The organism is Pseudomonas brenneri (assembly GCF_007858285.1).
GTDB lineage: Bacteria > Pseudomonadota > Gammaproteobacteria > Pseudomonadales > Pseudomonadaceae > Aquipseudomonas > Aquipseudomonas brenneri.
Genome location: NZ_VFIL01000001.1, coordinates 551,671 through 574,271, shown reverse-complemented (window position 1 = coordinate 574,271; position 22,601 = coordinate 551,671). Strand labels below are relative to the sequence as shown.

The window sequence follows — 22,601 nt, the reverse complement described above, 5'->3', positions numbered from 1 at the left end:
ATGCCCCGCAACACAATCCAGCATCTGCGATCCAAGGCCCTGGTGTTTGTGCTGTTGTGTGCCGTGCCGCTGTTTGGCGCGGCACTGCTGGCGTATCGCGGGGTGTCGCTGATCCCGCTGGCGGCCTATGGCCTGGTCAGCGTGGTGACGTTTTGCCTGTACTGGAGCGACAAGCGCAAGGCCCAGAGCGACAGTTGGCGCACCCCGGAGAAGATCCTGCATGCCATGGAACTGGCCGGTGGCTGGCCGGGTGCGTTGATCGCCCAGCAGGTGTTTCGCCACAAGACGCGCAAGGTGTCGTATCAGGTGGTGTTCTGGCTGATTGTATTGCTGCACCAGGTGTTCTGGATCGATCAGTTGTTTCTTGGCGGCACGCTGCTGTCCGTCTTCTAGATAGCCAACCCTGTAGGAGTTGGCAAGCCAGCTCCTACAGGGAACCTTATTCTTCCAGCCTCAGCCCAATCTGCGTGCGCTTGGGGAGTTTGCTCACCACCAACTGGTGGGAGCGTTGCAACAAACCACGTAGCTCCTCGCCGCCCAGCGGGTAGGGCGCTTGCATGATGATCCACTGCGCCCGCGCCAGGTACGGCGCAGGGTGGATTCCCGGGCGGTCCACGTGGCCGAGGAACAGTTCCTTGTCGACCTTGAACGCCAGGGAATCGCCCCGCAGGTTCTGCAAGGCGAACATCTTGTTGCCGGCAATCGAGAACACCCGTACGCCGCCCCACTTGTAATCTTCCCGTGCGCCGGGCAAACCCAGGCAGAACTGGACGACGTCGGCTTCGGTCATGATCCGTGTGCTCATAGCTGTCGATCTCCACAATTGCTGAAGGCATGGGCCAGGAAGTCGATCCAGGCACGGATCGCTGGCGATACGCCGCGCCGGTGCGGGTACACCGCTTGCAGCCAGCCACCGGGCAATGACCATTCAGGCAGCAGTTGCACCAACTGGCCACTTTCCAGTTCTTGCTCGCAATACATCATCGGCAGCACGGTAAAGCCCAGGCCGGCGAGGGCGCTGGCCTTGCGCACCAGGAAGTCGTCGATGCCCAGGCGTGCCTCCAGCACCAGGTCGGTGGCATTGCCTGCTGGGTCGAGCATGCGCAGGTGGACCATGCGGTCGGCTTCCAGTGCGCCGAGCACGGGCAGTTGCTTGAGGTCGGCCGGGGAGTTGACCGGGTGCTCACGCACAAACTCGGGGCTGGCGACCATGGCCGTCTGGGCCTGGCGCAGGCGGCGGGTCACCAGCAGCGGATCTTCATCCCCCAGTTCGCGTACACGCAGGGCCACGTCTACACCTTCGGCCACCAGGTCGACGCGGCGATTGACCAGCATCATTTCAAGTTGCACCAACGGGTGCGCCGCCAGGAATTGCGCTACGACGGTCGGTAAAATTTCGTGGGCCAGGCCCACCGGGCAACTGACCCGCAGGCGGCCCCGGGGCTCGCTGGACATGTTGGCCACGGCTTCGTCGGCCATTTCCGCTTCCAGCAGCATCGCCTGGCAATGCCCCAGGTAGCGTTCGCCGACGGCGGTCAGGGTCAATTGCCGGGTGGTGCGCTGCAACAAGCGGGCGCCGAGGCGTTCTTCCAGTTCGGCAATACGCCGCGACAGCCGTGACTTGGGGATCCCCAGCAGTCGGCCTGCCGCCGCGAAGCCGCCGGCTTCCACCACCTTGGCGAAATAGTAGAGGTCATTGAGGTCTTGCATGTTGAGCCTATTGTCCTGTCAGTGGGACGAACTATCGCATTTTAACCGGCTAATCGGCTATTGGATTGATCTGTAGGATTCTCTCCATCAGATCGCCCGGTGGCGGTCCTCACTTGGAGATCCCACATGAAACTCTTGCATATCGATTCCAGCATCTTGGGCGACAACTCGGTGTCCCGTCAGTTGAGCCGCGAAGTGGTCAAGGCCTGGCAGGCAGCCGAGCCGGGTGTGGACGTGACCTACCGCGACTTGGCCAGCGAAGGGATCAACCACTTTTCCGGGATTACCCTGGGCGCCCTGGGCACCGCTGCCGAGCTGCGTGATGCGGTGCAGAAGCACGAAGCCGACCTGAGCGCCTCGACCCTGGCTGAGTTCCTGGCGGCTGACGCGGTGGTCATCGCAGCGCCGATGTACAACTTCACCATCCCAACCCAGCTCAAAGCCTGGATCGACCGCATTGCCGTCGCCGGCCAGACGTTCCGCTACACCGAAGCCGGCCCTGAAGGCCTGTGCGGCAACAAAAAAGTCATCGTGGTCTCCACCGCCGGCGGCCTGCACGCTGGCCAACCTACCGGTGTGGCGCACGAAGACTACTTGAAAGTGTTGCTGGGTTTCCTCGGTATCACCGATGTCGAGTTCGTGCGCGCCCATGGCCTGGCCTACGGTGACGAAGTGCGCAGCAAGGCGCTGAACGATGCCAACGCCCTGATCAGCGAGCAGCTGTTCATCGCTGCGTAAGTACGCTGTAAATTTCACCGCGGCTCGCTATCAATCTGATTCGAGACGCCTAAACTCTGTATTCTGATGGCCTGAAAGCCAGCGGAATACGGAGTTTTCTGTTTTGAACGGGCGAATCTGGCGCAGGTTATGCAGTGCAGAGCCATACCGCCCGGGCCTGAGCCGACTCCCAGGCTTCACGCAGCACAGGTGGACATCCCCCATGATGCGTCTTTGTGCAGTCTTGCTGGTTTCCCTGCTCGGCGGCCTCGTTTCGGTGCAGGCTGCGGTGGCGCCGCACCCTCATTGGAGTGTGGGCTATCACCGGATGAGCTTTCTCGACCCGCTGGATTTGCAGCCGATGAAAGCCATCGCCTTTTACCCATCCACAGGCCAGGAACATATCAGTCAGGTGGGGGCGTATCGTGTTGCCGCCACGGAGGACGCCAAGGTCGCCATTGGCCGCTTTCCGCTGTTGATGCTGTCCCACGGCAATACCGGCACGCCCCTGGCCTTGCATGACCTGGCGACGTCGCTGGCGCGCAAGGGTTTTGTGGTGGTGGCGGTGCTGCATCCGGGCGACAACTACAAAGACCACAGCCGCCTGGGTACCTTGAGCAATCTGTATGGGCGGCCGATCCAGATTTCCACAGCGATTACCGCCACCCTTGGCGACCCGATGCTGTCGCCATTCGTCAATGAGGACCAGGTGGGGGTGATTGGCTATTCGGCGGGCGGGGAAACGGCGTTGATCCTGGCCGGGGCCAAGCCGGACTTCGAGCGTTTGCGCCGTTATTGCCAGGAGCGTCCCGAAGACCATGATGCCTGTACGACCAAGGGTGAGCTGGTGGTCGACCGCGATGACCTGCAACCCCAGTCCGATCCACGGATCCATGCGTTGATGCTGATGGCACCGCTGAGTCTGATGTTTGGTCGGCACACCTTGGGCGACGTGCATGTCCCGGTGCTGCTCTACAGCGGTGATGGCGACAAGCTAGTGGCCGTGGATAAAAACGCTGCCGCCCTGGCGCGCAAACTGCCGCAGCCACCGGACTTTAAACTGTTGGCTGGGGCTGGGCACTTTATCTTCATGGCTCCGTGCGATGACGAGCAACTGGCGCTGATGCCGGCGCTGTGTACGGATGCCGACGGGGTGGACCGTGAGGGTATTCACCGCGACCTGATTTCCGAGGCCGGGCGTTTTTTCAGTCGCACCCTCGGCCAGCACTCGCGGGCCGGCATGCAGACCGCCGATCAGTAGGCCCGGCGCATCAACAGCAAGCTCAGGCCCAGGCCCGTGACGGACAGTAGGGCCGCGCAGAAGAAGATCCATGAATAACCCAGATTCAGCGCCACCGCGCCCATCAATGGCCCGGCAATCGCCAGCGCCAGATCAAAAAACACCGCATAGGCACTCAGCCCGGCGCCCCGGCTGCTGTTGGGCACCTGCTTGATGGCTTCGACGCCCAATGCCGGATACACCAGGGACAGGCCAAAGCCGGTGAGGCCGGCGCCGATCAGGGCGATGCCAGGAGACGGTGCGAGCCACAGCAGGACCAGGCCGATGGTTTCCAGGGTCATGCAGGCAATCGCTGCGCGAAAGCCGCCGAAGCGGTTGATGCTGGAGATAAACAGCAGGCGCGACAGGATAAAGCAGATGCCAAACACCGTCAGGCACCAGGCGGCGCCGATCCAGCCGCGACTGAGGTAGAACAAGGTAATGAAGGTGGTCAAAGTGCCATAGCCAATGGAGGCCAGGCACAGGCTGGCGCCAAACGGCGCAATTCGCCCGAACACCGCCCAGAACGGCAGGCGCTCGCCGCGCACCACCGGCACCGAGGGCTTTTTGCGAATCAGCACCAGGCCCAGCGCAGCCAACAGCGCCAGGGCGATACCGAGACTGTTGTAGCCGTATTGCGCAACCATCACCACGCCCAGCGGTGCGCCAATGGCGATGGCGCCATAGGACGCAATACCGTTCCACGAAATGGAGCGAGCGGTGTGTTCGGCGCCGACCTGGCCCATGCACCAACTGATGGTACCCACGCCGATCAGGCCCTGGGCCACACCGAGCAGTACGCGGCCGACAATCAGAACCCCCAGGCTCAGGCTGGGCAGGCTTTGCAGCAGAGTGGCGAAAAAGGTCAAGACACCGCTGAGCAGGATGCCGCTCAAGCCGAGCACGATCGCACGCTTGGTGCCGACGTTGTCCGACATGCGCCCGGCCATGGGGCGGCTGAGGAGGGTGGCCAGGTACTGCGAACCGATCGTCACACCTGCCACGACGGCGCTAAAGTCCAACTGTTCGTGGACGTAGCCGGGAATCACCGCAATCGGCAGGCCGATGCAGATGAACGCAATAAAGGTATAGAAGACGATGGAGACGATCTGCAGGGTGATCGACAGGGAGCTGGGAGCGGCAGGCATGGAGGCTCATTCGCGGCAGGGCGGTGAACGCATCATGGCAAGGGCTGGGGAGAAAAGGAAGCAGGCTAACGATCTATCAGCAGCGTAATTTCCGTCAATGTAAAAAGCCCCGTCACTGCTGGCGGGGCTTTTACTTGCTGCATGTGGCTAACCGCTATTGGCAGCCCTTAAAACACCACACCCTGGCTACGCAGGTAGTCGTCATAGGTGCCGCTGAAGTCGATCACGCCGCTTGGGCTCAGCTCGATGATGCGGGTGGCCAGGGACGATACGAACTCACGGTCGTGGCTGACGAAGATCAGCGTGCCCGGGTAGTTCTCCAGCGCCAGGTTCAGCGCTTCGATGGATTCCATGTCCAAGTGGTTGGTCGGTTCGTCCATGACCAGCACGTTGGGCTTTTGCAGGATCAGCTTGCCGAACAGCATGCGGCCTTGTTCGCCACCGGAGATGACCTTGACCGACTTGAGGATCTCGTCGTTGGAGAACAGCATGCGCCCCAGGGTGCCACGGATCACTTGTTCGCCCTGGGCCCACTGGCCCATCCAGTCGAACAGCGTGACGTCGTCTTCGAAGTCGTGAGCGTGGTCCTGGGCGTAGTAGCCCAGCTCGGCCGCGTCGGTCCATTTCACGCTACCGGCGTCCGGGGTCAGTTCGTTGACCAGGGTGCGCAGCAGGGTGGTCTTGCCGATACCGTTCGGGCCGATGATCGCCACGCGCTCGCCGGCTTCAACCTGGAAGCTGAAGTCCTTGAACAGCGTCTTGCCGTCAAAGCCTTTGGCCATGCGCTCGACGATGACCGCCTGGCGGTGCAGCTTCTTGGTCTGTTCGAAGCGGATGAACGGGCTCACACGGCTCGAAGGCTTGACCTCGGCCAGTTGGATCTTGTCGATGGCCTTGGCGCGGGAAGTGGCCTGCTTGGCTTTCGAGGCGTTGGCCGAGAAGCGGCTGACGAACGATTGCAGTTCGGAGATCTGCGCCTTCTTCTTGGCGTTGTCCGACAGCAACTGCTCGCGGGACTGGGTCGCCACGGTCATATACTCGTCATAGTTGCCTGGGAACAGGCGCAACTCGCCGTAGTCCAGGTCAGCCATGTGCGTGCACACGCTGTTCAGGAAGTGACGGTCGTGAGAGATGATGATCATCAGGCTGTTACGCTGGGTCAGGACGTTTTCCAGCCAGCGGATGGTGTTGATGTCCAGGTGGTTGGTCGGTTCGTCGAGCAGCAACACTTCCGGATCCGAGAACAGCGCCTGGGCCAGCAATACGCGCAGCTTCCAGCCTGGAGATACTTCGCTCATCGGGCCAAAGTGCTGCTCGATGCCGATACCCAGGCCCAGCAGCAATTCGCCGGCACGGGATTCGGCGGTGTAGCCGTCCATTTCAGCGAACTCGGTTTCCAGCTCGGCCACGGCCATGCCGTCTTCTTCACTCATTTCTGGCAGCGAGTAGATGCGATCGCGCTCGGCCTTGACCTTCCACAGCTCTTCGTGACCCATGATCACGGTGTCGATCACGTTGAATTCTTCGTAGGCGAACTGATCCTGGCGCAGCTTGCCCAGGCGCACGTTCGGCTCCAGCATGACCTGGCCGCCGGACGGATCGAGGTCGCCACCGAGGATTTTCATGAAGGTCGACTTGCCGCAACCGTTGGCACCGATCAAACCATAACGGTTACCGGCGCCGAACTTGACCGAGACGTTCTCAAACAGTGGCTTGGCGCCGAACTGCATGGTGATGTTAGCTGTGGAGATCAATTACTTTACCTATCAATAGCTTGGAGTGCGCTTATTTGGGCCGGGACCCATTCGGAGCCCGGGCCAACGGGCATGCGTCAACAGCGACATCAAGGCGTGAAGCCCAGTCGCCGAGCAGAAAATATGGGGTGCATGTTGGAATTTGGCGCGCATTGTCGCATATGTGAAGCGCGAGTTATATGACAGGCAGGCGTGTCGGTCGGCGACGAGTGCTTGGATTGTCTGTTTTGGCGATAAATTCTACAAAATTCATCGAGTTGTATCGAAATTGTATTGATTGTCCGATACACGGTTGATAACAGTTGAACATCCAATGGCTGTGGATTAAGTTTTCAGCGTTCGCCCTGCAGTGATGGCTCTTTACCGGTTCAAGGATGGCGAGGCTATCGGTGCGGGGCGAACTACCTTCTGTTTTCTGACGGCGCTCATTGCCATCCTGTCGCGCACGTTCAATGGTTTGGAGACGCAATGGACACGCTGTCTGCTCAACAGGCTATCGCCAGTAACAAGGCGGCCTGGAACGAATCCGCCGAACTGCATAAAGCTACCGATCACTGGCAAAGCCTGCTGGCTGCTGTTGGCGAGCCTGGCTTCAGCTGCCTGGATCCCACGCTGACCGCTTTGTTACTACAGGTCGGTGTCAAGGGCCGGGATGCGGTGCAACTGGGATGCAATAACGGTCGTGAGAGCCTCTCACTGTATGGCCTTGGCGCCAATAGCGTGGTCGGGGTCGATCAGTCCGGTGCGTTTCTGGCACAGGCGGCGCAGTTGGCCAGCCGGTCACCTCATTCGCCTGAGTTTATCGAAGCCGATATTCATCATTTGCCCGAGCGCCTGCAAGGGCGGTTTGACCTCGCCCTGATCACCATCGGCGTACTGAACTGGATGCCGGATATCGCGCTGTTCATGCGCCATGTTGCCAGCACCCTGAAAGAAGGGGGCACGCTGGTGATCTACGAGACCCATCCGTTCCTGGAGGTGTTCGACCCCGAAGCGGCCAATCCAATGCTACCGGTCACCTCGTATTTTCGCCGCGAGCCTTTTGTGCAGCACGAGGCAATTGTCTACGAGGGGGCGAGCAATAGTGCAGTCGCGGCGTCTTACTGGTTTGTATACACCCTTGGGGAGATTGTCAGCGCGGCCATCGCGGCAGGGTTGCAGATCAGCCATTTGCAGGAGTACCCGCACTCCAATCGCGAAGAGCTCTACGATCAATACGAGAACCAGTCGGCGCAGTTGCCGATGTGCTACACGCTGACAGCCATCAAGCGCTCGGCCTGAAGGCAAAAAAAGGCCCGCTGGGGCGGCGGGCCGAGGGATTCATCAGAGGAGTTGGGTTTAACCTACCGCGCTAAACGTGAAGAGTTTGTGAAAACCTTGTCGCAAAAACGCATGCAGCCTGATCCTCTCAAACCCTGCGCACGAACGTGCGCATTGTCTGCCCGGGTGTCGTACTAAAACGAACCGGTCGTGGCATGCCTTCATCCGCCGCAATAAAAACAAACTGGTCATTATCCAGTGTGTAGCTCGCGGGCAGTTGTTTGCCGGCGTCGGCCCCTATGGCGTCTATCCAGGTGATGCTTTTGGGCGTGGTGGTGGCGTCAAGGGTAAAACGCCCCTTGAGTAATACCTTGCCGTCCAGGGTCGTGACCCAGAATTGATTACCGTCAATCGTGGTTAGCGCACCAGGCGCACTGTGTTCGTCCGGCGGGTTGGCGATGCCGCTGTCTTCGAGGGCGATTTGCTCCCAGGTACCTTGCAGGGCCTGTTTGTCCACTTCGCAAGGGCTCGCCGTGGAGTCACATAAGGTCGATGACATGAAAAGGTCCTTTGGTTGATCGGGCATACAGGTCGGACTCATTCTCAGTCAAAACTAATTTTTAAAATAATCAATTAACCAATTTCGCGAGAAATGTCTCAAAAATATGTAGTTATGGAACTTTTCCCGTCATCAGAAACAATTTTGACATATCGTAAGAACGATGTAGGTCGATATGTCGTCTACGCTGATAATTCCATGTCTGACATTGATCTCGCTGCAAGGAAAACAATCTTCAGGGTGTAGGGATTTTTTCAGTGGCTGCATGGTCAGATAGCAGTTGCCTCGTGTCGTATCAGCCTGGCTCAGGGCGTTGTCCCTGCATTTTCAGTTGGTTATTCAGATCTGTTGTGTAGTGGGCCGTCCGCGTCCACTTTTTGAAGGGTGTCCCCATTTTGAATAGAACTCCCCAGGTGCAAGCTTCCGTGGTGTCTGATGAAATTGATTTATTTGACCTGTTCCACTCGATCTGGCGGCAAAAAAAACTGGTAATCGGCTGTACGCTTTTTGCAGGTGTCTTGGGTGTGGGTTATGCGCTGTTTGCGCCCCGCGAGTATCAGGTCAGCAGCGTGCTGCGGCCGGCAGCTATCAATGAGTTGGATGCGCTCAATCGTTCCGAGGTCTACAAGCTGCCGCCGGCGGACGCGCTGGCCAAAGTGGGCGCACAACTGGATTCGTACGACGCGCGACTGAGCTTCTTCAAGGCCAACCCGACATTGTTCCAGGCGTTTCAGGAACCGGGGCGCAGCCTTGAGCAGAATTTCGAAGCGTTCAACCGCAATTCGATCAAGCTGATCTTGCCTGACGCGAAGAAAGCGGACTCCCTGAGCAGCTATATTCGCCTCGAACTGCAATATCCCTCGGACATGGATGGCGTCGCGATACTCAACGGTTTTGTCGACTATGCCATTGCCGCAGAGCGCGAGCAGGTGGGCGCCGATCTCAAGGTGATCGTCAACAACCGCCTCACCGAGCTCAAAGGCAAGATTGATGCGGCGCGCGCCAATTACGACACCGACAAGGAGTCAAAAATCGCCAAGCTGCTGGAGGGCGACAAGCTCAAGCGCGCGCAGCTTGAAGATGAACTCAGTGCCCTGCGCCTGCAGATGAAAATGCAACGCTCCAATCGCCTGGCCGAGTTGAGCGAAGCCATCTCGATTGCCAAATCCATGGGCATCAAGAACCCGACTACACCTTCGTCCATGGCCGATGCAGGGCGCAGCGGTTCCAGCCAGGTGATGCGCACCGAGGTCAACAACCAGCAGATCCCCTTGTACTTTCTCGGTACTGAGGCTCTTGAGGCCGAGCGCACGGCCCTGCAGCAGCGTACCAGTGATGACTTCACCAACAGCCGTATCGCGGAAATCGGCAAGGAACTGCAGTTGCTGGAGGTCAATCGCCAGGTCGAAGTCATGAAGCGGCGGGGCAATGAAGATATTTTCCTGCAGGATGTCGAGCCCTTGCGTGCTGAAGTGGCGCGCCTGCGTGGCCTGAATATCGACATGAGCGCCTTGAAACTGGTGACGATTGACCGGCGTGCCCAAGAGCCACTGAGCCCGGTCAAACCGAAGAAAGCCCTGGTGGTTGCGTTGAGCCTGGTGGGTGGTTTGTTGCTGGGGATATTCATTGCGCTGGCTCGTCATCTGGTCCTGACGCACCGCAAGACAGTCGCATATTCCGCCCTGGAAGATGACCGTTTTACCCGGCGTGAACGCAAGGATGACCCGTCATTGGGCTGAGTCATACCGCTCTGTCCCGGGCTGAATCGCAGCCCGGCATACCCGCCACCGCACTTTCGAGGTGGCGCGGCTACACAGTTGGAAGACACCTTTTCACAATTCTTAGTTAACTTTTGGTTACATTCTGTGGCTAAATTAACTGCCATTGGCCACTATGCGAATGGTCTCCAAGACACTCGTGGGCCAGTTAATGACTTGTGATTTCAGGTGCTGCATTTTCCCTCCCTGGCCCGGCCTGGAGGAGCAGCCTGTACTCTTCTGACATGTGACGAATTCCCGTGAAACTCATCATTGTTGCTCTCTACGTTGTCTCCATTGCGTATGTACACCTGCGTGGCCGGGTGCGACATAAGCTGGGCCGTCAATTAAGCGACCACTCGACCTTTCTCGCACCGGTCAATTGCTTCCTCTACCTGTTCTCCAAGTTGCCTGCCCGCCCGTACCTTTCGCCCAGCGACTTTCCCGACCTGAGCCCACTGCAGGCGCATTGGCAGGAGATCCGCGAGGAAGGCCAGAACCTGATGCGGGCCGGGGAGATCAAGCGTTCAGACCAATACAACGATGTGGGCTTCAACTCGTTTTTCAAATCGGGCTGGAAGCGTTTCTACCTCAAGTGGTACGGCGACAGTCATCCGTCGGCCATGAAGCTGTGCCCGCGCACCACCGAGCTGGTGCAGAGTATCGGTTCGATCAAGGCCGCAATGTTTGCCGAACTGCCGCCAGGCTCCAAGCTGGTCCGCCATCGTGACCCCTATGCCGGCTCCTATCGCTACCACCTGGGGTTGGATACACCCAACGATCCGGGCTGCTACATCAATGTGGACGGTGAGAACTATTACTGGCGCGACGGCGAGGCGGTGATGTTCGATGAGACGTACATCCACTACGCCGAAAACACCACGGCGCAGAACCGCATCATTTTGTTCTGCGATATTGAACGGCCGATGAAGTATCGCTGGGCGGCAGCGTTCAATCGCTGGTTCAGCCGCAACGTCATGGCAGCCGCCGGCTCGCCCAATGATGCCGGGGACAAGACCGGTGGACTGAACCGTGCCTTTACCCGCCTGTACAAGATCCGCCTGCGGGGCAAGGAACTGAAAAAGCGTAACCGCACCCGTTACTACCTGGAAAAGTGGGCGATCTTCGCCGGCCTGGCAGTGATTTTCGTGTTGATCTGAGGTTCAGTCCTTTCAAGGGCGAGTACGGAGCTGGGCTGCATCAGGGGTGTTGGAAAAGCCGTGTTACACCTGCCTGGAAACTATTTGGTTACCAAAGCCGAACCCAGCGCGTAGCGTGGTATCGAATGCAGGTATTCCTCGCCCCAGAGAAACTTTGTCATGAACAGTCGCTCGCGTAGCCTTTTGGTGCTGTTCCTGGGCCTTGCCTTGAGTGGTGGGGCGCAGGCGCAGAACCTGCCCGGCAACAACAATCCATACAACAGCCCGATCAAACGGGCCAATCCCAACAGCATGCAGGGCACACAACCCAATACGCCTGCCACTCGCGGCACCTATACCGCGCCAGTGCCTCGGCCGCCGACCCTGGAAAACGGTGGCATCGGCAATCGCTATCCGCAGCGTGATGCTACTCCCGCCCGTCCTGCCACCCAACCTTCAGCCCCGACCCGAGATGCCAATGGCAATCGCCGGCCCTGAACGAAAGGAATTCCACGGTATGTTTCTACGCCAAGCCTTTTTAGCGACCTGCTGTGCCAGTGCCCTGGCAACGGCGTTTCCCGCGTTTGCCGCCGATACCCGGCAGTTCCCCAGCGAACAAGGCAGCATCACCGCGACCCCGATTGTCAGTGGCCTGGACCATCCATGGGCAGTGGCGTTTTTGCCGGACAAGCAGGGCTTCCTGGTCACCGAGCGCCCTGGTGCGCTGCGCTTTGTGAGTGCTGACGGCAAATTGTCTGCGCCGCTCAGTGGTGTGCCGCAAGTGTGGGCCAAGGGGCAGGGCGGTTTACTGGATGTGGTGCTGTCGCCTGATTTCAAGCAAGACCGGATGGTCTACTTGTCCTACGCCGAAGGTGGCGGCAAGGACGGTACGGCCGGCACCGCGGTAGGACGCGGGCGCCTGAGTGAGGACTTGAGCGGCTTGAAGGACTTCCAGGTGATCCTGCGCCAGGAGCCCAAGCTGTCGACCAGCAATCACTTCGGTTCGCGCCTGGTGTTTGACCGGGATGGCTACCTGTTTGTGACCCTGGGCGAGAACAATGACCGCCCCACGGCCCAGGATCTGGACAAACTGCAAGGCAAGGTCGTGCGTATCTACCCGGATGGCCGGGTGCCGGATGACAACCCATTTGTCGGTCAGCCAGGGGCCCGGCCGGAGATCTGGTCCTATGGCCAGCGCAACCCCCAGGGCGCAGCGCTGAACCCCTGGACCGGCACACTTTGGGAAAATGAACATGGCCCGCGCGGCGGCGATGAAATCAACATCATCGAGTGTGGCAAGAACTACGGCTGGCCACTGGCGACCCACGGCATCAACTATTCCTTGCTGCCGATTCCCGAGGCCCAAGGCAAGACGGCCGAAGGCACCGTCGGCCCCCACCATGTGTGGGAAAAGTCACCGGCCATCAGCGGCATGGCGTTCTACGACGCCGACCGCTTCAAGGCCTGGCAGCACAACCTGTTCATCGGCGCGTTGGCCAGCCAGGAGTTGATCCGCTTGCAGATCGATGGCGACAAGGTAGTACACGAAGAACGCCTGCTGGGTGAGTTAAAGGCACGCATCCGCGATGTGCGCCAAGGCCCGGATGGTTTCCTGTATGTGCTGACGGATGAGGCTGATGGTGTGTTGTATCAGGTCGCGCTGAAGCAGGATTGACGGCCATTGTAGGTGCTGGCTTGCCAGCGATGAACGTTAACGCTCACGCTGGCTACCTGACACACCACGGTGTTCTTGCTGACCTCATCGCCGGCAAGCCGTCTCCTACAACCCCAGCTCGGACAGCCCTGGATGCTCGTCCGGGCGCCGTCCCAGCGGCCAATGGAATTTGCGTTCGCTTTCCTTGATCGGCATGTCATTGATGCACGCATGCCGGTTGGACATCAGGCCGTCCTGGTCAAACTCCCAGTTCTCGTTGCCGTAGGAGCGGAACCAGTTGCCGGAATCGTCGTGCCATTCATAGGCATAACGCACGGCGATGCGGTTGCCGGTAAAGGCCCACAATTCCTTGATCAAGCGGTAGTCCAGCTCCCGGGCCCATTTGCGGGTGAGGAAGTCCTTGGCTTGTTCGCGGCTGTGGGCGAATTCGGCGCGGTTACGCCACTGCGTGTCCAGGGTGTAGGCCAGTGACACGCGCTGCGGGTCGCGGGAGTTCCAGCCGTCTTCGGCGAGGCGGATCTTTTCAATGGCCGATTGTTCGGTAAAGGGCGGCAAGGGCGGACGCACTTGTGCATTAGCGGTCATTTGACTGCTCCTTTGGAATGTTAGTCGTTAATTCAAAGTGCCAATAACAATTGCGCCATGCATTGCGCATTATCAGCGGCGGTGACATCGCCCATTATCAAGGCGATGGTAATGGCGCCATCGACCAGGATCAGCAGTTGCGCGGCCTGTTGTTCCGGGGTCGGGGTGCCATGTGCGTTACACAGTTCAAGCAGGTATTCGAACAGTTTCTGTTTGTGTGCCCTGGCCAGCAAACGTACCGGGTCTTGCGGGTTACCGGTCTCGCCGCTGGTGTTGATAAAGGCACAGCCGCGAAAGTCGGCGGAGCCGAACCAGGTCTTGAGTGCGCTGAACACGCCAAGCAAACGGGCGCCGCTGCCAGCGTATTGCTCGACCTCACTGCGCAGCCACTGCAGCCAACGTTCGTCGCGACGTTGCAGGGCGGCGATCACCAGTTCGTCCTTATTGGCGAAGTAGCGGTAAATGCTTTTCCTGGAGACACCGGCGGTTTTCACCAACAGATCCATACCGGTGGCCGCGATGCCGTGCCGGTAGATCAACTTTTCGATGACGTCCAGGATAATGTCGCGGGTTTCACTGCTGGTCATTTCGTTCATGTCGCAAACAGTAGAACGATCGTTCTTCTTGGTCAATAATTTATTTTAAGTGGCCAGTGGGCAGACCTGGGCACCCCCCATGGTGTAAGCTCTCGGGCTCTTCGGATTCGATCATTGCGAGCCCTATGCCGTCGTTCTTCAAACGTTCCCTGTTGCCCAAGTTGCGCGGTTTCCCCCTGGCCACCGACGCGATCGAGGTGCTGTCCGGTGCCGCCGAGTTTCGCCGTTGCCTGCTGGAGAAAATCGCCCAGGCCCAACACCGTATCTACATCGTCGCTTTGTACCTGCAACAGGACGAAGCGGGGCAAGAGGTGTTTGACGCGCTGCATGCCGCCAAGGCAGCACGGCCCGGGCTGGATATCGTGGTGATGGTTGACTGGCTGCGGGCCCAGCGCGGGCTGATCGGTGCGGGCAAGCAGCCAGGCAACAGCGCCTGGTACCAGGCGATGACCCAGTCGCACCCGACGCAAGTACCGGTGTACGGCGTACCGGTGCAGACCCGCGAACTGTTTGGCGTGCTGCATCTAAAGGGCTTTGTGATCGATGACAGCGTGCTGTATAGCGGCGCCAGTCTCAATAATGTGTATTTGCACAAGTTCGACAAATATCGCTTCGACCGCTATCACCTGATCCACAACAAACCATTGGCCGACTCCATGCAGCACCTGGTGGAGCACGGCCTGGTCGCCTCCAAGGCGGTGCACCGTCTCGACCTGCCCAACCTGCCCACCACTCGTAGCCTGCGCAATGACATCGGCGACTTGCGCAGCCGGCTCAAGCACGCGACCTATGACACCACGGCCGGCCAGGCTGGCATTGGCGGGTTGTCGGTCAGCCCGCTGCTGGGGGTGGGCAAGAACAACCCGCTGAGTCGGGTGATCTGCGAGTTGATCGCCAGCGCCCAGCAGCAGTTGACCATCTGCACCCCGTATTTCAACCTGCCGCTGCCGGTCACCCGGGAAATCAATCGTGCGCTGGCCCGTGGGGTGAAGATCGACATCATCGTTGGCGACAAGACGGCCAACGACTTCTACATCCCGCCCAGCGAGCCGTTCAGGATCATCGCCGCGCTGCCCTATCTCTACGAAATCAGCCTGCGCCGCTTTGCCAAGCGCCATCAGCGCATGATCGACAGCGGCCTGCTCAACCTGCACCTGTGGCGCGACGGGGACAACACCTACCACCTCAAGGGCATGTGGGTCGACGCGCGCTATACCTTGCTCACCGGCAACAACCTCAACCCCCGGGCCTTCCGCCTGGACCTGGAAAACGCCTTGCTCATCGACGATCCCCAGGGCCAGTGGCTTGCGCCGCGGGGGCGCGAGCTTGAGGAGATTTTCCGGCACACCACGCGGATCCAGGGCTACCAGCAGTTGCAGACGCTGGTGGATTACCCCGAAGCCGTCGGCAAGTTCCTGCGTCGGGTCAGTCGGGTACGGGTCGAGCGCTTGCTGTATCGGATCCTCTAGCGGCGCGGTGCTGGCCAGAGCGCTATGAGCAGCAGCAGGGCGGCGGCGACCAGGTAGGGCAGCCGTGGTTCGATGGCATAGATCAGGGTCCCGGCCAGTGGCCCGACCACTACGCCCAAGCCTTGCGCCGCACCGACTGAGCCGGCAGTGGCACCTTGTTCCGAGGCTTCCACCGCGTTGGCCGCCAGTGCGGCGAACGACGGGAAGATCCAGCCCATGCCCGCTGCCGAGACGAAGAAACACAGCCAGAGAATCCACGCCGTATCCGCGAACATGCTGCCGGCAAAGCCCAGTGCCGAGACAATGGCGCCGACGCGGATCATCCGCAGCGGTGGCCATTCGAGTTTGCGCACCAGCAATTGCGAGCAGATCAACGCCAGGCCCACCATCGTCAGGGCAATCCCGGCGGTTTGTGCGGCGTCGGCGGGGTTCATCTTCAGGCGGTCCAGGGCAAAAAAACCTACGGTGATCTGGGCGATGGATACACACAGCATGGCGGCAAATGCCACCACCAATGGGCGCCGCAAGCGCGGGTCCGAGAGGTTGACGGCCTTGGGCGGTTGCTTGAGATGCAGTTCCTGGCGCGGCAGTTTCACCAGCAACACCAAAAAGCCCAGCATGGGCAGCAGCGCCATCGCATAAAACGGCAGGCTCAGGCTGTAGCGGGCCAGCAGCGCGGCAATCGCCGGGCCCAGTACCAGGCCGCAGGCGTTCGCCGCCCCGAGCGAGGCCATGGCCTTGGCGCGGTGGGTCGGCTCGATATTGTCCGCGATCAGCGCATAGCCACCCACCGGGATCGCGGCGTAGAACACCCCGATCAACCCGCGCCCCAACACCAGCCCGATAAAGGCCAGCATGGCCGAGGGCAGCAGTTGCAGGGAGGCGTCGATAAACACGCACAGCGCCCAGTACGCGAGGGTGAAACCACCGGTGCCCAGCAGCAGCACTCGCCGTCGCCCCAGGCGATCACTGGCCTGGCCCCAGGGCCGCGCCAGCAGCATCCAGATCACCCCGGACACGGTCACCGCCGCACCCGCTTGCCAGGTCGCCAGCCCCAGCACCCGGGCGATGGGGCCGATCAGCGAGACAAACGCCATCATCGCCATGGTGCAGGCCATGTTGGCGATCAACAGGGGGCGCAGGTTGAATGACGTTGGGGTGGGCAAGGCAGCATCAATGCTGGCGGCCGAATCGGGCATGGGAAATCTTCCGTGAGTGGGATCGATTAAACGTTATAGGTAAGACGGTTAAACGCAAAGCGCGATTAGCGGCAATGATGAAGATCTACAGCTGCTCTGCGCCCTAATGCCGATCAGTAAGCGAAGATCAAATGTGGGAGCGGGCTTGCTCGCGAAAGCAGTGGGGTCAGTCAACATCAATGTTTGCTGGGCCGACGCCTTCGCGAGCAAGCCCGCTCCCACAGGGGGGATGCCTAAGTCTTTCTGTCAGTTCAGGCCCAGCTTGCCACGCAGGGTCGACAGGTCTTCGGCCAGGGTGTTGACCGGGCCGACCAGGGCCTTGCGGTCATTCTCCTTGACCTTGTCATAGGTTTCAAAGCCGCCATCGGCCGTCTTGTATTTGGCCAGGATCGTGTCCACCGAGGCAAAGTTCTTGTCGACCTTGGCCAAAAACGCCTTGTCCTGTTGCTCGATCTGCCCGCGGAACAGGTCGACGATCTTTTTCGCCCCGTCGATATTGCCCTGGAAGTCATACAGGTCGGTGTGGCTGTAGCGGTCTTCTTCGCCGGAGATCTTGGTAGCGGCCACTTCTTCGAGCAGTGCGGCAGCACCGCCGACGACTTTTTCCGGCGGGAAGGTCAGGCCGGCGACGCGGGTTTGCAGGTCTTTGACGTCCTTGTTCAAACCATCGGCCAGGACGCCCAGGCCCTGGGTGCTGTTCTCGGCAAACAGACTGTATTCAATGCGGTGGAAACCGGTGAAGTCCTCGGCCTTCACGCCTTTTTCGTGATCGTCGACCCGTGAGTCGATCGCGGCATCGAGGTCGCTGAACAACTCGGCGATCGGCTCGATGGCTTCATAGTGCACGCGGGTGGGCGCGTAGAGTTTTTTCGCGGTGGCCAGGTCGCCTTTTTTCACCGCGTCGGTGAAGGCCTGGGTCTGGGTCACCAGCTCATCGATCTTGTCGGTGACATAGATCTTGTAGTCCGAAACCGGGCCCACCAGATCCAGGGGCGCCGTCGCAGCCAGGGCCGCGAGTGGAGAAAGGGTCAACAACAACGACAACGCAAGAGACGACTTTTTCATGGGGCGGTTTCCGCTGTGGAGTGGGGTTCAAGTGTTGGCAGTGGCTTGCAGCAACGTGCGGCCGATGAAGTCCTGCGGCCCGGTGACGCCCGGCAGGGTGAAGAAGTAGCCGCCGCCCACTGGCTTGAGGTACTCCTCCAGGGGCTCGCCATTGAGCCGGGTTTGTACGGCGATAAAGCCTTTCTCCAGGTCCGCCTGATAGCAGATAAACAACAGGCCCATGTCCAACTGGCCGTTCTTGTTCACCCCGTTGGAGTAGTTGAAGGGCCGGCGCAGGATCAGGCTGGCCTGGGTCGCGGCGGTGCGCGGGTTGGCCAGGCGGATATGCGCATCGAGCTTGGTCAGTTTGCCTTCTGGATCCTGGCCGTAGTCCGGCACCTGGGTTTCGTTGTGGCCGCCCATGGGCGCGCCGCTGGTCTTGATCCGGCCGATGATGCTTTCCTGTTCCTGCAACGGCGTGCGGTCCCAGCGCTCGACGAAATTGCGGATGATCCGCACCGCCTGGTAGCTGCCATTGGCGGCCCAGGCCGGTTCGTCACTGCCCGGCTGCACCCACACAATCTGGTCCATGGCCTGTCTGTCGTTGGAATCAGGGTTGGCCGAGCCGTCACGAAAGCCGAGGAAGTTACGCGCACTTTGCGCCGGCTCGCCAGTACGGGCAGGGGCCTGGGGCGGCACGCTGCCTTCCTGTTTCCAGCGCACCAGCAGCAGGTCCGGCAGGTTTTTCACAATATCGCGCAGGGCGTGGATATTGGTGTCGGGGGTGTTGGAGCTCAACTGCAGGCTCAAGTCTCCATGGCACTGCGCAGGGTCCAGCGCATCATTGGGGAAGCCGATCATGCGGCTCAGGCGCCTTGGCTTGGCGCCTGCCAGCCCGAAACGCTCATCGAACAGCGACTCACCCACCGACACGGTAATCGTCAGGTTGTCCGGGGTGACCACCGGGCCGAGGATGCCGGAGTCGGTGGGCGGCAGTTTTGGATCGACCTGTGGCACCGTACCGCCGGTCATCAGGAAACCAATGCGCTCGTTGAGGGTGCGAAACAGCCGCTCCAGGTCCTCGCGATCGCTGGCCAACACATCGAACGCCACCAGCATGCCGCAGGCCGGGCGCGGGGTGACGATGCCGCTCTGGTGCTTGCCGTGGAAGGCATGATGGTCCTGGGTTTTCTCGCTGCTGGGCGCGGTGGTGACCTGGGCCGCGCCGGCCGCCAGCGCCGGGCAACTGAGGCTGCTGCCGGCAATCGCCGCACCAGTGGCGGCCATGCCCAGCAACACACGGCGGCGCTGGGCGTTGAACTGTTCTGAATCACTCATCTATTTGGTCGTCTTCACTGAAGGCCAGAGAGGCCAAGGGCTGGGTCGATTCCATCGAGTGCGGCGGCCAGAGCCTTGGCCTTGTCGGCGATCTGCTGGCGCTGATCGGCGGTAACGCTGTCATAGGTGCGGTAGTGGCCATCGACCTTCAGGCCGTCGAGTTGCGCCGCGAAGGTGCTGATCGCGCTATCGATCCCCGGCAACAGGTCGGCGGCGGACTTGGCCAGTAGCGGTCGCATCAGGTCTACCACCTTGCGCGCCACTTCAAGGTTGGCGGCAAAACCATTGAGGTCGAGGTGGCTGTAGCGTTCTTCCTCGCCACTGGCGGCACGCACGTCGGCCAGGCTGTTGAGGTTGCGCACCACGATGCTCACCAACTGCTCGGGCGGCAGCGACTGCGCCAGCAATTGCTGCTTGAGGGTGGTGACATCGTTCACCAGGCGCTGGGCAATCGGCGTCAGGCCGTCGAGGCTGTGTTGCGCGAACAGGCCGTATTCCAGGCGATGGAAGCCGCTGAAGGCCGGGTCCTGTTCGCGTTTTTCGAAGTAATCGGCGCGGGCGTTGATCGCGTTGTCCAGCTCGGCCAGGCGCTGGGCCGCCGGGGCCAGGTGCTGGTAAGCCTCGCGTGCCGGCAGGTACAGGGCCTGGGCTTGCGTCAGGTCGCCAGCAATCATCGCCTGCTCCAGGGCCGTGACGGCTTTGATCAAGGCGCCACTTTGGCTGCTCAGATACACGCGAAACTCTGACAGCGGGCCGATAAAGGCCACCATCGACGGCTTGGCTTTGGCCTGGGCGTCGGACTCGGCGGTGGGTGTTACATGCAGGGTGCCGCGCGGGTTGCTCAACAGGCCACAAGTAATGGCGTAGTCGCCCGGCAGCAGGTTGGCGTTGATCACCTGGCTCAGGCCCGGGGCGATGTTTTCACGCTCTTCGACGACCAGTACGCCGTCGAGGATCTCCCACTCAACCGCGCGATCCGAACGGTTGATGATGCGAAAACTCGCGCGACCGGCCGGTACTGTCAGGGCATTGGGTTCGCAGGCGTGAGCGTGGATGATCACGGCAATTTCATTGTGATTGATCTGACGCTTGGCGGCGGCCAATTGCGAGGCGTAGTAGAACAGGCCACCGGCGGCGATCATCACGATCACCGAGCCGGCTAACGCCCAACGCAAGGCGCGGGGTGGCGAGGCGGGGGCAGGGGCTTGGTTTGGCAAGGGACAACCTTACTGGCTGGAGACGGAAGAGGGGGTGGCTGGCGCGGCGGGCATGAAGAACATCAGCAACGCCAGCATCAGGTAAATCAGATAGGCGCCCAGGGTGCTGACGGTCGGCGCATCCTGATAGCCGAACATGCCAGCCAGCACCGAGCCCTGCGGGCCATCCATCGGCAGGGTTGCGCTGAAATCGAACAGTACGCGCTGCAAGTGGTTCCACACCCCGGCTTCATGCAGGGCCTGCACCGAGTTGGCGAGGATGCCGGCGGCCACCACCAGGATGAACAGCCCGGTCCAGCGAAAAAACGCAGCGAGGTTCAGGCGCATGCTGCCGCTGTAGATCAGGAACCCCACGACAATCGCCAGCACCAGGCCGAGCAGGGCACCGATGGGCGCAGCCGGGCCTTCGCTCTGCTGGAACACGGCCAGGAGGAAGAACACCGTTTCCAGGCCTTCGCGGGCCACGGCGAAAAACACCATGGCGATCAGCGCGATCACCTGGTTGCGCGAGCCCGCCAAGGCGTGATCCAGGGATTGGTGCAGGGAGTGCTTGATCGAGCGTGCGACCTTGCGCATCCAGAACACCATGGAACTGAGGATGGCCACGGCCACCAGGCCGACAATGCCTTCGAACAGTTCTTGCTGCTTTTGCGGGAACTCGGCGCTGACCAGCTCCAGGCCGCCACCGACCAGCAGGGCCAGGGCGGCGGCGAGAAACACGCCAATCCATACGGCCGGCATCCACTGGCCACGGCCGGTCTGTTGCAAGTAGCTGGCGATGATGCCAACGATCAAGGCGGCTTCAATGCCTTCGCGCAACATGATGAGAAAGGGGACGAGCATCGGACACCGCAACGTAATTAGTTAGGGTGCTAAGTTGTAACATAATGATACTCATTACTAAACAGAGGATCTTGACGTTTTCTGAACGCTGCCTGAACAGAGTTTCATAGCCCGGTGGCTACGGTGAGTGACGTTAATTTGAGTTCCTCACAAGCCAACACGCTCCTACAATGGCCGACTTACAAGATTGAGCCCTGGACCATGTCGGAAAAAGACACCATCTCTATCCATCTGGTGCATGAAGCGCTGTTGCAGAGCTGCGCCCCCGGTGCGGCGACGCGCGAGGCGCTGGTCAAGGTCGGGATTGATCCGGTTTTGCTGGAGCAGCCTGATGCCAGGGTCCCGGCGTTGGCTTATGCACGGCTGTGGCGTTTGCTGGCACGGCGCAGGGATGACGAATTCTTTGGCATGGACCCGCGCAAGCTCAAATCCGGCAGTCTGGAATTCCTCTGCCGTGCGTCCATGGCCCAGCCGACCCTGGCCGACGCCCTGCAAACCGGTCTGAGCTTCCTGTCGCTGATGCTGGAAAACCTGCCCGCCGAACTGGTGCGCCAACAAAGCCTGGCAGAAATCGTATTGCTGGAACCCGAAACAGAACCGCGCCGGGCGTTCACCTATTTTTGCTACTGGATGATCGTCCACGGCGTCGCCTGCTGGCTGGCCGGGCGGCGCATTCCGATCCTGGCCATCGAGTTGCGGGGGGCGCAGCCAGGGTTTTGTGACGATTACCAGGTGATGTTTTCCGACAACCTGCGCTTCGACCGGCCCCGTACCCGGATGATCTTCTCGGCCGACTGCCTCGACCTGCCGATCAAGCGCAGCCCCGAGGAGCTCAAGCGCTTTCTGGCCCTGGCACCGGCCAATATTCTGGTCAAGTACCGTGATCCGGACAGCCTGGCAATGCGCATCAAGCATGACCTGCGCCAGCGCCCGGCCCAACACTGGCCGGAAACCGAAAGCCTGGCCCACGACCTGTGCATGTCCGCTTCCACCCTGCGCCGGCGCCTGGCCGAAGAAGGGCAGACCTACCAGGGCCTCAAGGACAGCGTGCGCAAGGAGCTGGCGGTTGTCTGGCTGGCCGAGGCCGATATCAGCTTCGCCGAGATCGCCAGCCGCCTGGGCTTTGCTGATGTGAGTTCGTTCTACAAAGCCTTTCGCAAGTGGTCGGGGTCCAATCCCGGGCACTACCGCAGCTTGATCCTGACTTAAGTCAATTACTGTAGGAGCGAGCTTGCTCGCGAAAAACGTTAACGATAACGGGGCGCGCAGGGCGAACGCGGCGCTCTCAAGTTTTTCGCGAGCAAGCTCGCTC

The 22,601-nt window shown here is 60.4% G+C and carries 22 protein-coding genes; 10 read left to right on the top strand and 12 right to left on the bottom strand.

Annotated elements, in window-relative coordinates; translation table 11 throughout:
• Nucleotides 1-393, top strand: coding sequence for a DUF1294 domain-containing protein (locus tag FJD34_RS02465; RefSeq protein WP_050593368.1), 393 nt, complete (start codon nt 1-3; stop codon nt 391-393).
• Between the two features lie 46 nt (nt 394-439).
• Here the strand turns inward: FJD34_RS02465 and FJD34_RS02460 are convergent, their stop codons facing one another.
• Together FJD34_RS02460 and FJD34_RS02455 are read right to left on the bottom strand one after the other, a co-directional pair.
• Entirely contained in the window at nt 440-790 is a 351-nt protein-coding gene (locus FJD34_RS02460; RefSeq protein ID WP_032860509.1) for an MmcQ/YjbR family DNA-binding protein, read from the bottom strand.
• 11 nt (nt 791-801) lie between these two features.
• Nucleotides 802-1,710 carry a LysR substrate-binding domain-containing protein gene (locus FJD34_RS02455; RefSeq protein WP_090291046.1) on the bottom strand — a complete coding sequence of 303 codons (909 nt, stop codon included), beginning with the start codon at nt 1,708-1,710 and terminating at the stop codon, nt 802-804.
• A gap of 126 nt (nt 1,711-1,836) precedes the next feature.
• Here FJD34_RS02455 and FJD34_RS02450 point away from each other — a divergent pair, with 126 nt between their 5' ends.
• Both FJD34_RS02450 and FJD34_RS02445 read left to right on the top strand, forming a co-directional pair.
• Nucleotides 1,837-2,448 carry an FMN-dependent NADH-azoreductase gene (locus tag FJD34_RS02450; RefSeq protein ID WP_090291047.1) on the top strand — a complete coding sequence of 204 codons (612 nt, stop codon included), beginning with the start codon at nt 1,837-1,839 and terminating at the stop codon, nt 2,446-2,448.
• A 202-nt stretch (nt 2,449-2,650) separates the two neighbouring features.
• On the top strand, nt 2,651-3,688 hold the full coding sequence (locus FJD34_RS02445) for an alpha/beta hydrolase family protein (RefSeq protein ID WP_032860506.1): 1,038 nt from the start codon (nt 2,651-2,653) through the stop codon (nt 3,686-3,688).
• Here the strand turns inward: FJD34_RS02445 and FJD34_RS02440 are convergent.
• Together FJD34_RS02440 and FJD34_RS02435 are read right to left on the bottom strand one after the other, a co-directional pair.
• Complete coding sequence (locus tag FJD34_RS02440; RefSeq protein WP_090291048.1) at nt 3,682-4,854, bottom strand: MFS transporter; 1,173 nt, start codon at nt 4,852-4,854, stop codon at nt 3,682-3,684. The genes FJD34_RS02445 and FJD34_RS02440 overlap by 7 nt on opposite strands.
• Nucleotides 4,855-5,021: 167 nt before the next feature.
• Entirely contained in the window at nt 5,022-6,608 is a 1,587-nt protein-coding gene (locus FJD34_RS02435; protein ID WP_082445592.1) for an ABC-F family ATPase, read from the bottom strand.
• Nucleotides 6,609-7,076: 468 nt separating this feature from the next.
• Between FJD34_RS02435 and FJD34_RS02430 the strand changes: the two genes are divergently transcribed.
• Nucleotides 7,077-7,889, top strand: coding sequence for a class I SAM-dependent methyltransferase (locus FJD34_RS02430; protein ID WP_090291049.1), 813 nt, complete (start codon nt 7,077-7,079; stop codon nt 7,887-7,889).
• A 127-nt stretch (nt 7,890-8,016) separates the two neighbouring features.
• Here FJD34_RS02430 and FJD34_RS02425 read toward each other — a convergent pair whose 3' ends face one another.
• Nucleotides 8,017-8,427 (bottom strand): TIGR03067 domain-containing protein, encoded by a 411-nt coding sequence (locus FJD34_RS02425; RefSeq protein WP_090293136.1) that lies wholly within the window; start codon nt 8,425-8,427, stop codon nt 8,017-8,019.
• 395 nt (nt 8,428-8,822) lie between these two features.
• Between FJD34_RS02425 and FJD34_RS02420 the strand changes: the two genes are divergently transcribed.
• The 4 genes from FJD34_RS02420 to FJD34_RS02405 all read left to right on the top strand — a co-directional run bounded on the left by FJD34_RS02420 (nt 8,823) and on the right by FJD34_RS02405 (nt 12,998).
• Nucleotides 8,823-10,166 (top strand): Wzz/FepE/Etk N-terminal domain-containing protein, encoded by a 1,344-nt coding sequence (locus FJD34_RS02420; RefSeq protein WP_090291050.1) that lies wholly within the window; start codon nt 8,823-8,825, stop codon nt 10,164-10,166.
• Between the two features lie 278 nt (nt 10,167-10,444).
• Nucleotides 10,445-11,344 (top strand): lipid A hydroxylase LpxO, encoded by a 900-nt coding sequence (lpxO, locus tag FJD34_RS02415; RefSeq protein WP_032860500.1) that lies wholly within the window; start codon nt 10,445-10,447, stop codon nt 11,342-11,344.
• Nucleotides 11,345-11,503: 159 nt separating this feature from the next.
• The gene (locus FJD34_RS02410) at nt 11,504-11,821 is read left to right on the top strand and encodes a hypothetical protein (protein WP_065943233.1); all 318 of its coding nucleotides are present in this window, start codon (nt 11,504-11,506) and stop codon (nt 11,819-11,821) included.
• A gap of 19 nt (nt 11,822-11,840) precedes the next feature.
• Nucleotides 11,841-12,998 (top strand): PQQ-dependent sugar dehydrogenase, encoded by a 1,158-nt coding sequence (locus tag FJD34_RS02405; protein WP_090291051.1) that lies wholly within the window; start codon nt 11,841-11,843, stop codon nt 12,996-12,998.
• 105 nt (nt 12,999-13,103) lie between these two features.
• On the opposite strand, the gene FJD34_RS02400 is transcribed toward FJD34_RS02405, so the two are convergent.
• Together FJD34_RS02400 and FJD34_RS02395 are read right to left on the bottom strand one after the other, a co-directional pair.
• Complete coding sequence (locus FJD34_RS02400) at nt 13,104-13,583, bottom strand: nuclear transport factor 2 family protein (RefSeq protein WP_032860495.1); 480 nt, start codon at nt 13,581-13,583, stop codon at nt 13,104-13,106.
• 32 nt (nt 13,584-13,615) lie between these two features.
• Complete coding sequence (locus FJD34_RS02395) at nt 13,616-14,179, bottom strand: TetR/AcrR family transcriptional regulator (protein ID WP_090291052.1); 564 nt, start codon at nt 14,177-14,179, stop codon at nt 13,616-13,618.
• Nucleotides 14,180-14,304: 125 nt separating this feature from the next.
• On the opposite strand from FJD34_RS02395, the gene pssA reads away from it, so the two are divergent.
• Nucleotides 14,305-15,648, top strand: a complete 1,344-nt coding sequence (gene pssA, locus FJD34_RS02390) for a CDP-diacylglycerol--serine O-phosphatidyltransferase (RefSeq protein ID WP_090291053.1) — start codon at nt 14,305-14,307, stop codon at nt 15,646-15,648.
• Here the strand turns inward: pssA and FJD34_RS02385 are convergent.
• The 5 genes from FJD34_RS02385 to efeU all read right to left on the bottom strand — a co-directional run bounded on the left by FJD34_RS02385 (nt 15,645) and on the right by efeU (nt 21,289).
• Nucleotides 15,645-16,847 (bottom strand): MFS transporter, encoded by a 1,203-nt coding sequence (locus tag FJD34_RS02385; RefSeq protein ID WP_090291054.1) that lies wholly within the window; start codon nt 16,845-16,847, stop codon nt 15,645-15,647. The two genes, pssA and FJD34_RS02385, sit on opposite strands and share 4 nt — an antisense overlap.
• 246 nt (nt 16,848-17,093) lie before the next feature.
• The gene (gene efeO, locus FJD34_RS02380; protein WP_090291055.1) at nt 17,094-17,912 is read right to left on the bottom strand and encodes an iron uptake system protein EfeO; all 819 of its coding nucleotides are present in this window, start codon (nt 17,910-17,912) and stop codon (nt 17,094-17,096) included.
• Nucleotides 17,913-17,939: 27 nt separating this feature from the next.
• Nucleotides 17,940-19,229, bottom strand: coding sequence for an iron uptake transporter deferrochelatase/peroxidase subunit (gene efeB, locus FJD34_RS02375; RefSeq protein ID WP_090291056.1), 1,290 nt, complete (start codon nt 19,227-19,229; stop codon nt 17,940-17,942).
• A gap of 14 nt (nt 19,230-19,243) precedes the next feature.
• Complete coding sequence (gene efeO / locus FJD34_RS02370; protein ID WP_090291057.1) at nt 19,244-20,446, bottom strand: iron uptake system protein EfeO; 1,203 nt, start codon at nt 20,444-20,446, stop codon at nt 19,244-19,246.
• Nucleotides 20,447-20,455: 9 nt separating this feature from the next.
• Nucleotides 20,456-21,289, bottom strand: coding sequence for an iron uptake transporter permease EfeU (gene efeU, locus FJD34_RS02365; protein WP_090291058.1), 834 nt, complete (start codon nt 21,287-21,289; stop codon nt 20,456-20,458).
• Between the two features lie 201 nt (nt 21,290-21,490).
• On the opposite strand from efeU, the gene FJD34_RS02360 reads away from it, so the two are divergent.
• The gene (locus FJD34_RS02360; RefSeq protein ID WP_090291059.1) at nt 21,491-22,498 is read left to right on the top strand and encodes an AraC family transcriptional regulator; all 1,008 of its coding nucleotides are present in this window, start codon (nt 21,491-21,493) and stop codon (nt 22,496-22,498) included.
• The last annotated feature ends 103 nt before the right edge of the window (nt 22,499-22,601 follow it).

Coding starts and splice junctions, on each gene's coding strand:
- FJD34_RS02465 (WP_050593368.1), top strand. CDS start 1: ATGCCCCGCAACACAATCCAGCATCTGCGATCCAAGGCCCTGGTGTTT.
- FJD34_RS02460 (WP_032860509.1), bottom strand. CDS start 790: ATGACCGAAGCCGACGTCGTCCAGTTCTGCCTGGGTTTGCCCGGCGCA.
- FJD34_RS02455 (WP_090291046.1), bottom strand. CDS start 1,710: ATGCAAGACCTCAATGACCTCTACTATTTCGCCAAGGTGGTGGAAGCC.
- FJD34_RS02450 (WP_090291047.1), top strand. CDS start 1,837: ATGAAACTCTTGCATATCGATTCCAGCATCTTGGGCGACAACTCGGTG.
- FJD34_RS02445 (WP_032860506.1), top strand. CDS start 2,651: ATGATGCGTCTTTGTGCAGTCTTGCTGGTTTCCCTGCTCGGCGGCCTC.
- FJD34_RS02440 (WP_090291048.1), bottom strand. CDS start 4,854: ATGCCTGCCGCTCCCAGCTCCCTGTCGATCACCCTGCAGATCGTCTCC.
- FJD34_RS02430 (WP_090291049.1), top strand. CDS start 7,077: ATGGACACGCTGTCTGCTCAACAGGCTATCGCCAGTAACAAGGCGGCC.
- FJD34_RS02425 (WP_090293136.1), bottom strand. CDS start 8,427: ATGTCATCGACCTTATGTGACTCCACGGCGAGCCCTTGCGAAGTGGAC.
- FJD34_RS02410 (WP_065943233.1), top strand. CDS start 11,504: ATGAACAGTCGCTCGCGTAGCCTTTTGGTGCTGTTCCTGGGCCTTGCC.
- FJD34_RS02405 (WP_090291051.1), top strand. CDS start 11,841: ATGTTTCTACGCCAAGCCTTTTTAGCGACCTGCTGTGCCAGTGCCCTG.
- FJD34_RS02400 (WP_032860495.1), bottom strand. CDS start 13,583: ATGACCGCTAATGCACAAGTGCGTCCGCCCTTGCCGCCCTTTACCGAA.
- FJD34_RS02395 (WP_090291052.1), bottom strand. CDS start 14,179: ATGAACGAAATGACCAGCAGTGAAACCCGCGACATTATCCTGGACGTC.
- pssA (WP_090291053.1), top strand. CDS start 14,305: ATGCCGTCGTTCTTCAAACGTTCCCTGTTGCCCAAGTTGCGCGGTTTC.
- FJD34_RS02385 (WP_090291054.1), bottom strand. CDS start 16,847: ATGCCCGATTCGGCCGCCAGCATTGATGCTGCCTTGCCCACCCCAACG.
- efeO (WP_090291055.1), bottom strand. CDS start 17,912: ATGAAAAAGTCGTCTCTTGCGTTGTCGTTGTTGTTGACCCTTTCTCCA.
- efeB (WP_090291056.1), bottom strand. CDS start 19,229: ATGAGTGATTCAGAACAGTTCAACGCCCAGCGCCGCCGTGTGTTGCTG.
- efeU (WP_090291058.1), bottom strand. CDS start 21,289: ATGCTCGTCCCCTTTCTCATCATGTTGCGCGAAGGCATTGAAGCCGCC.
- FJD34_RS02360 (WP_090291059.1), top strand. CDS start 21,491: ATGTCGGAAAAAGACACCATCTCTATCCATCTGGTGCATGAAGCGCTG.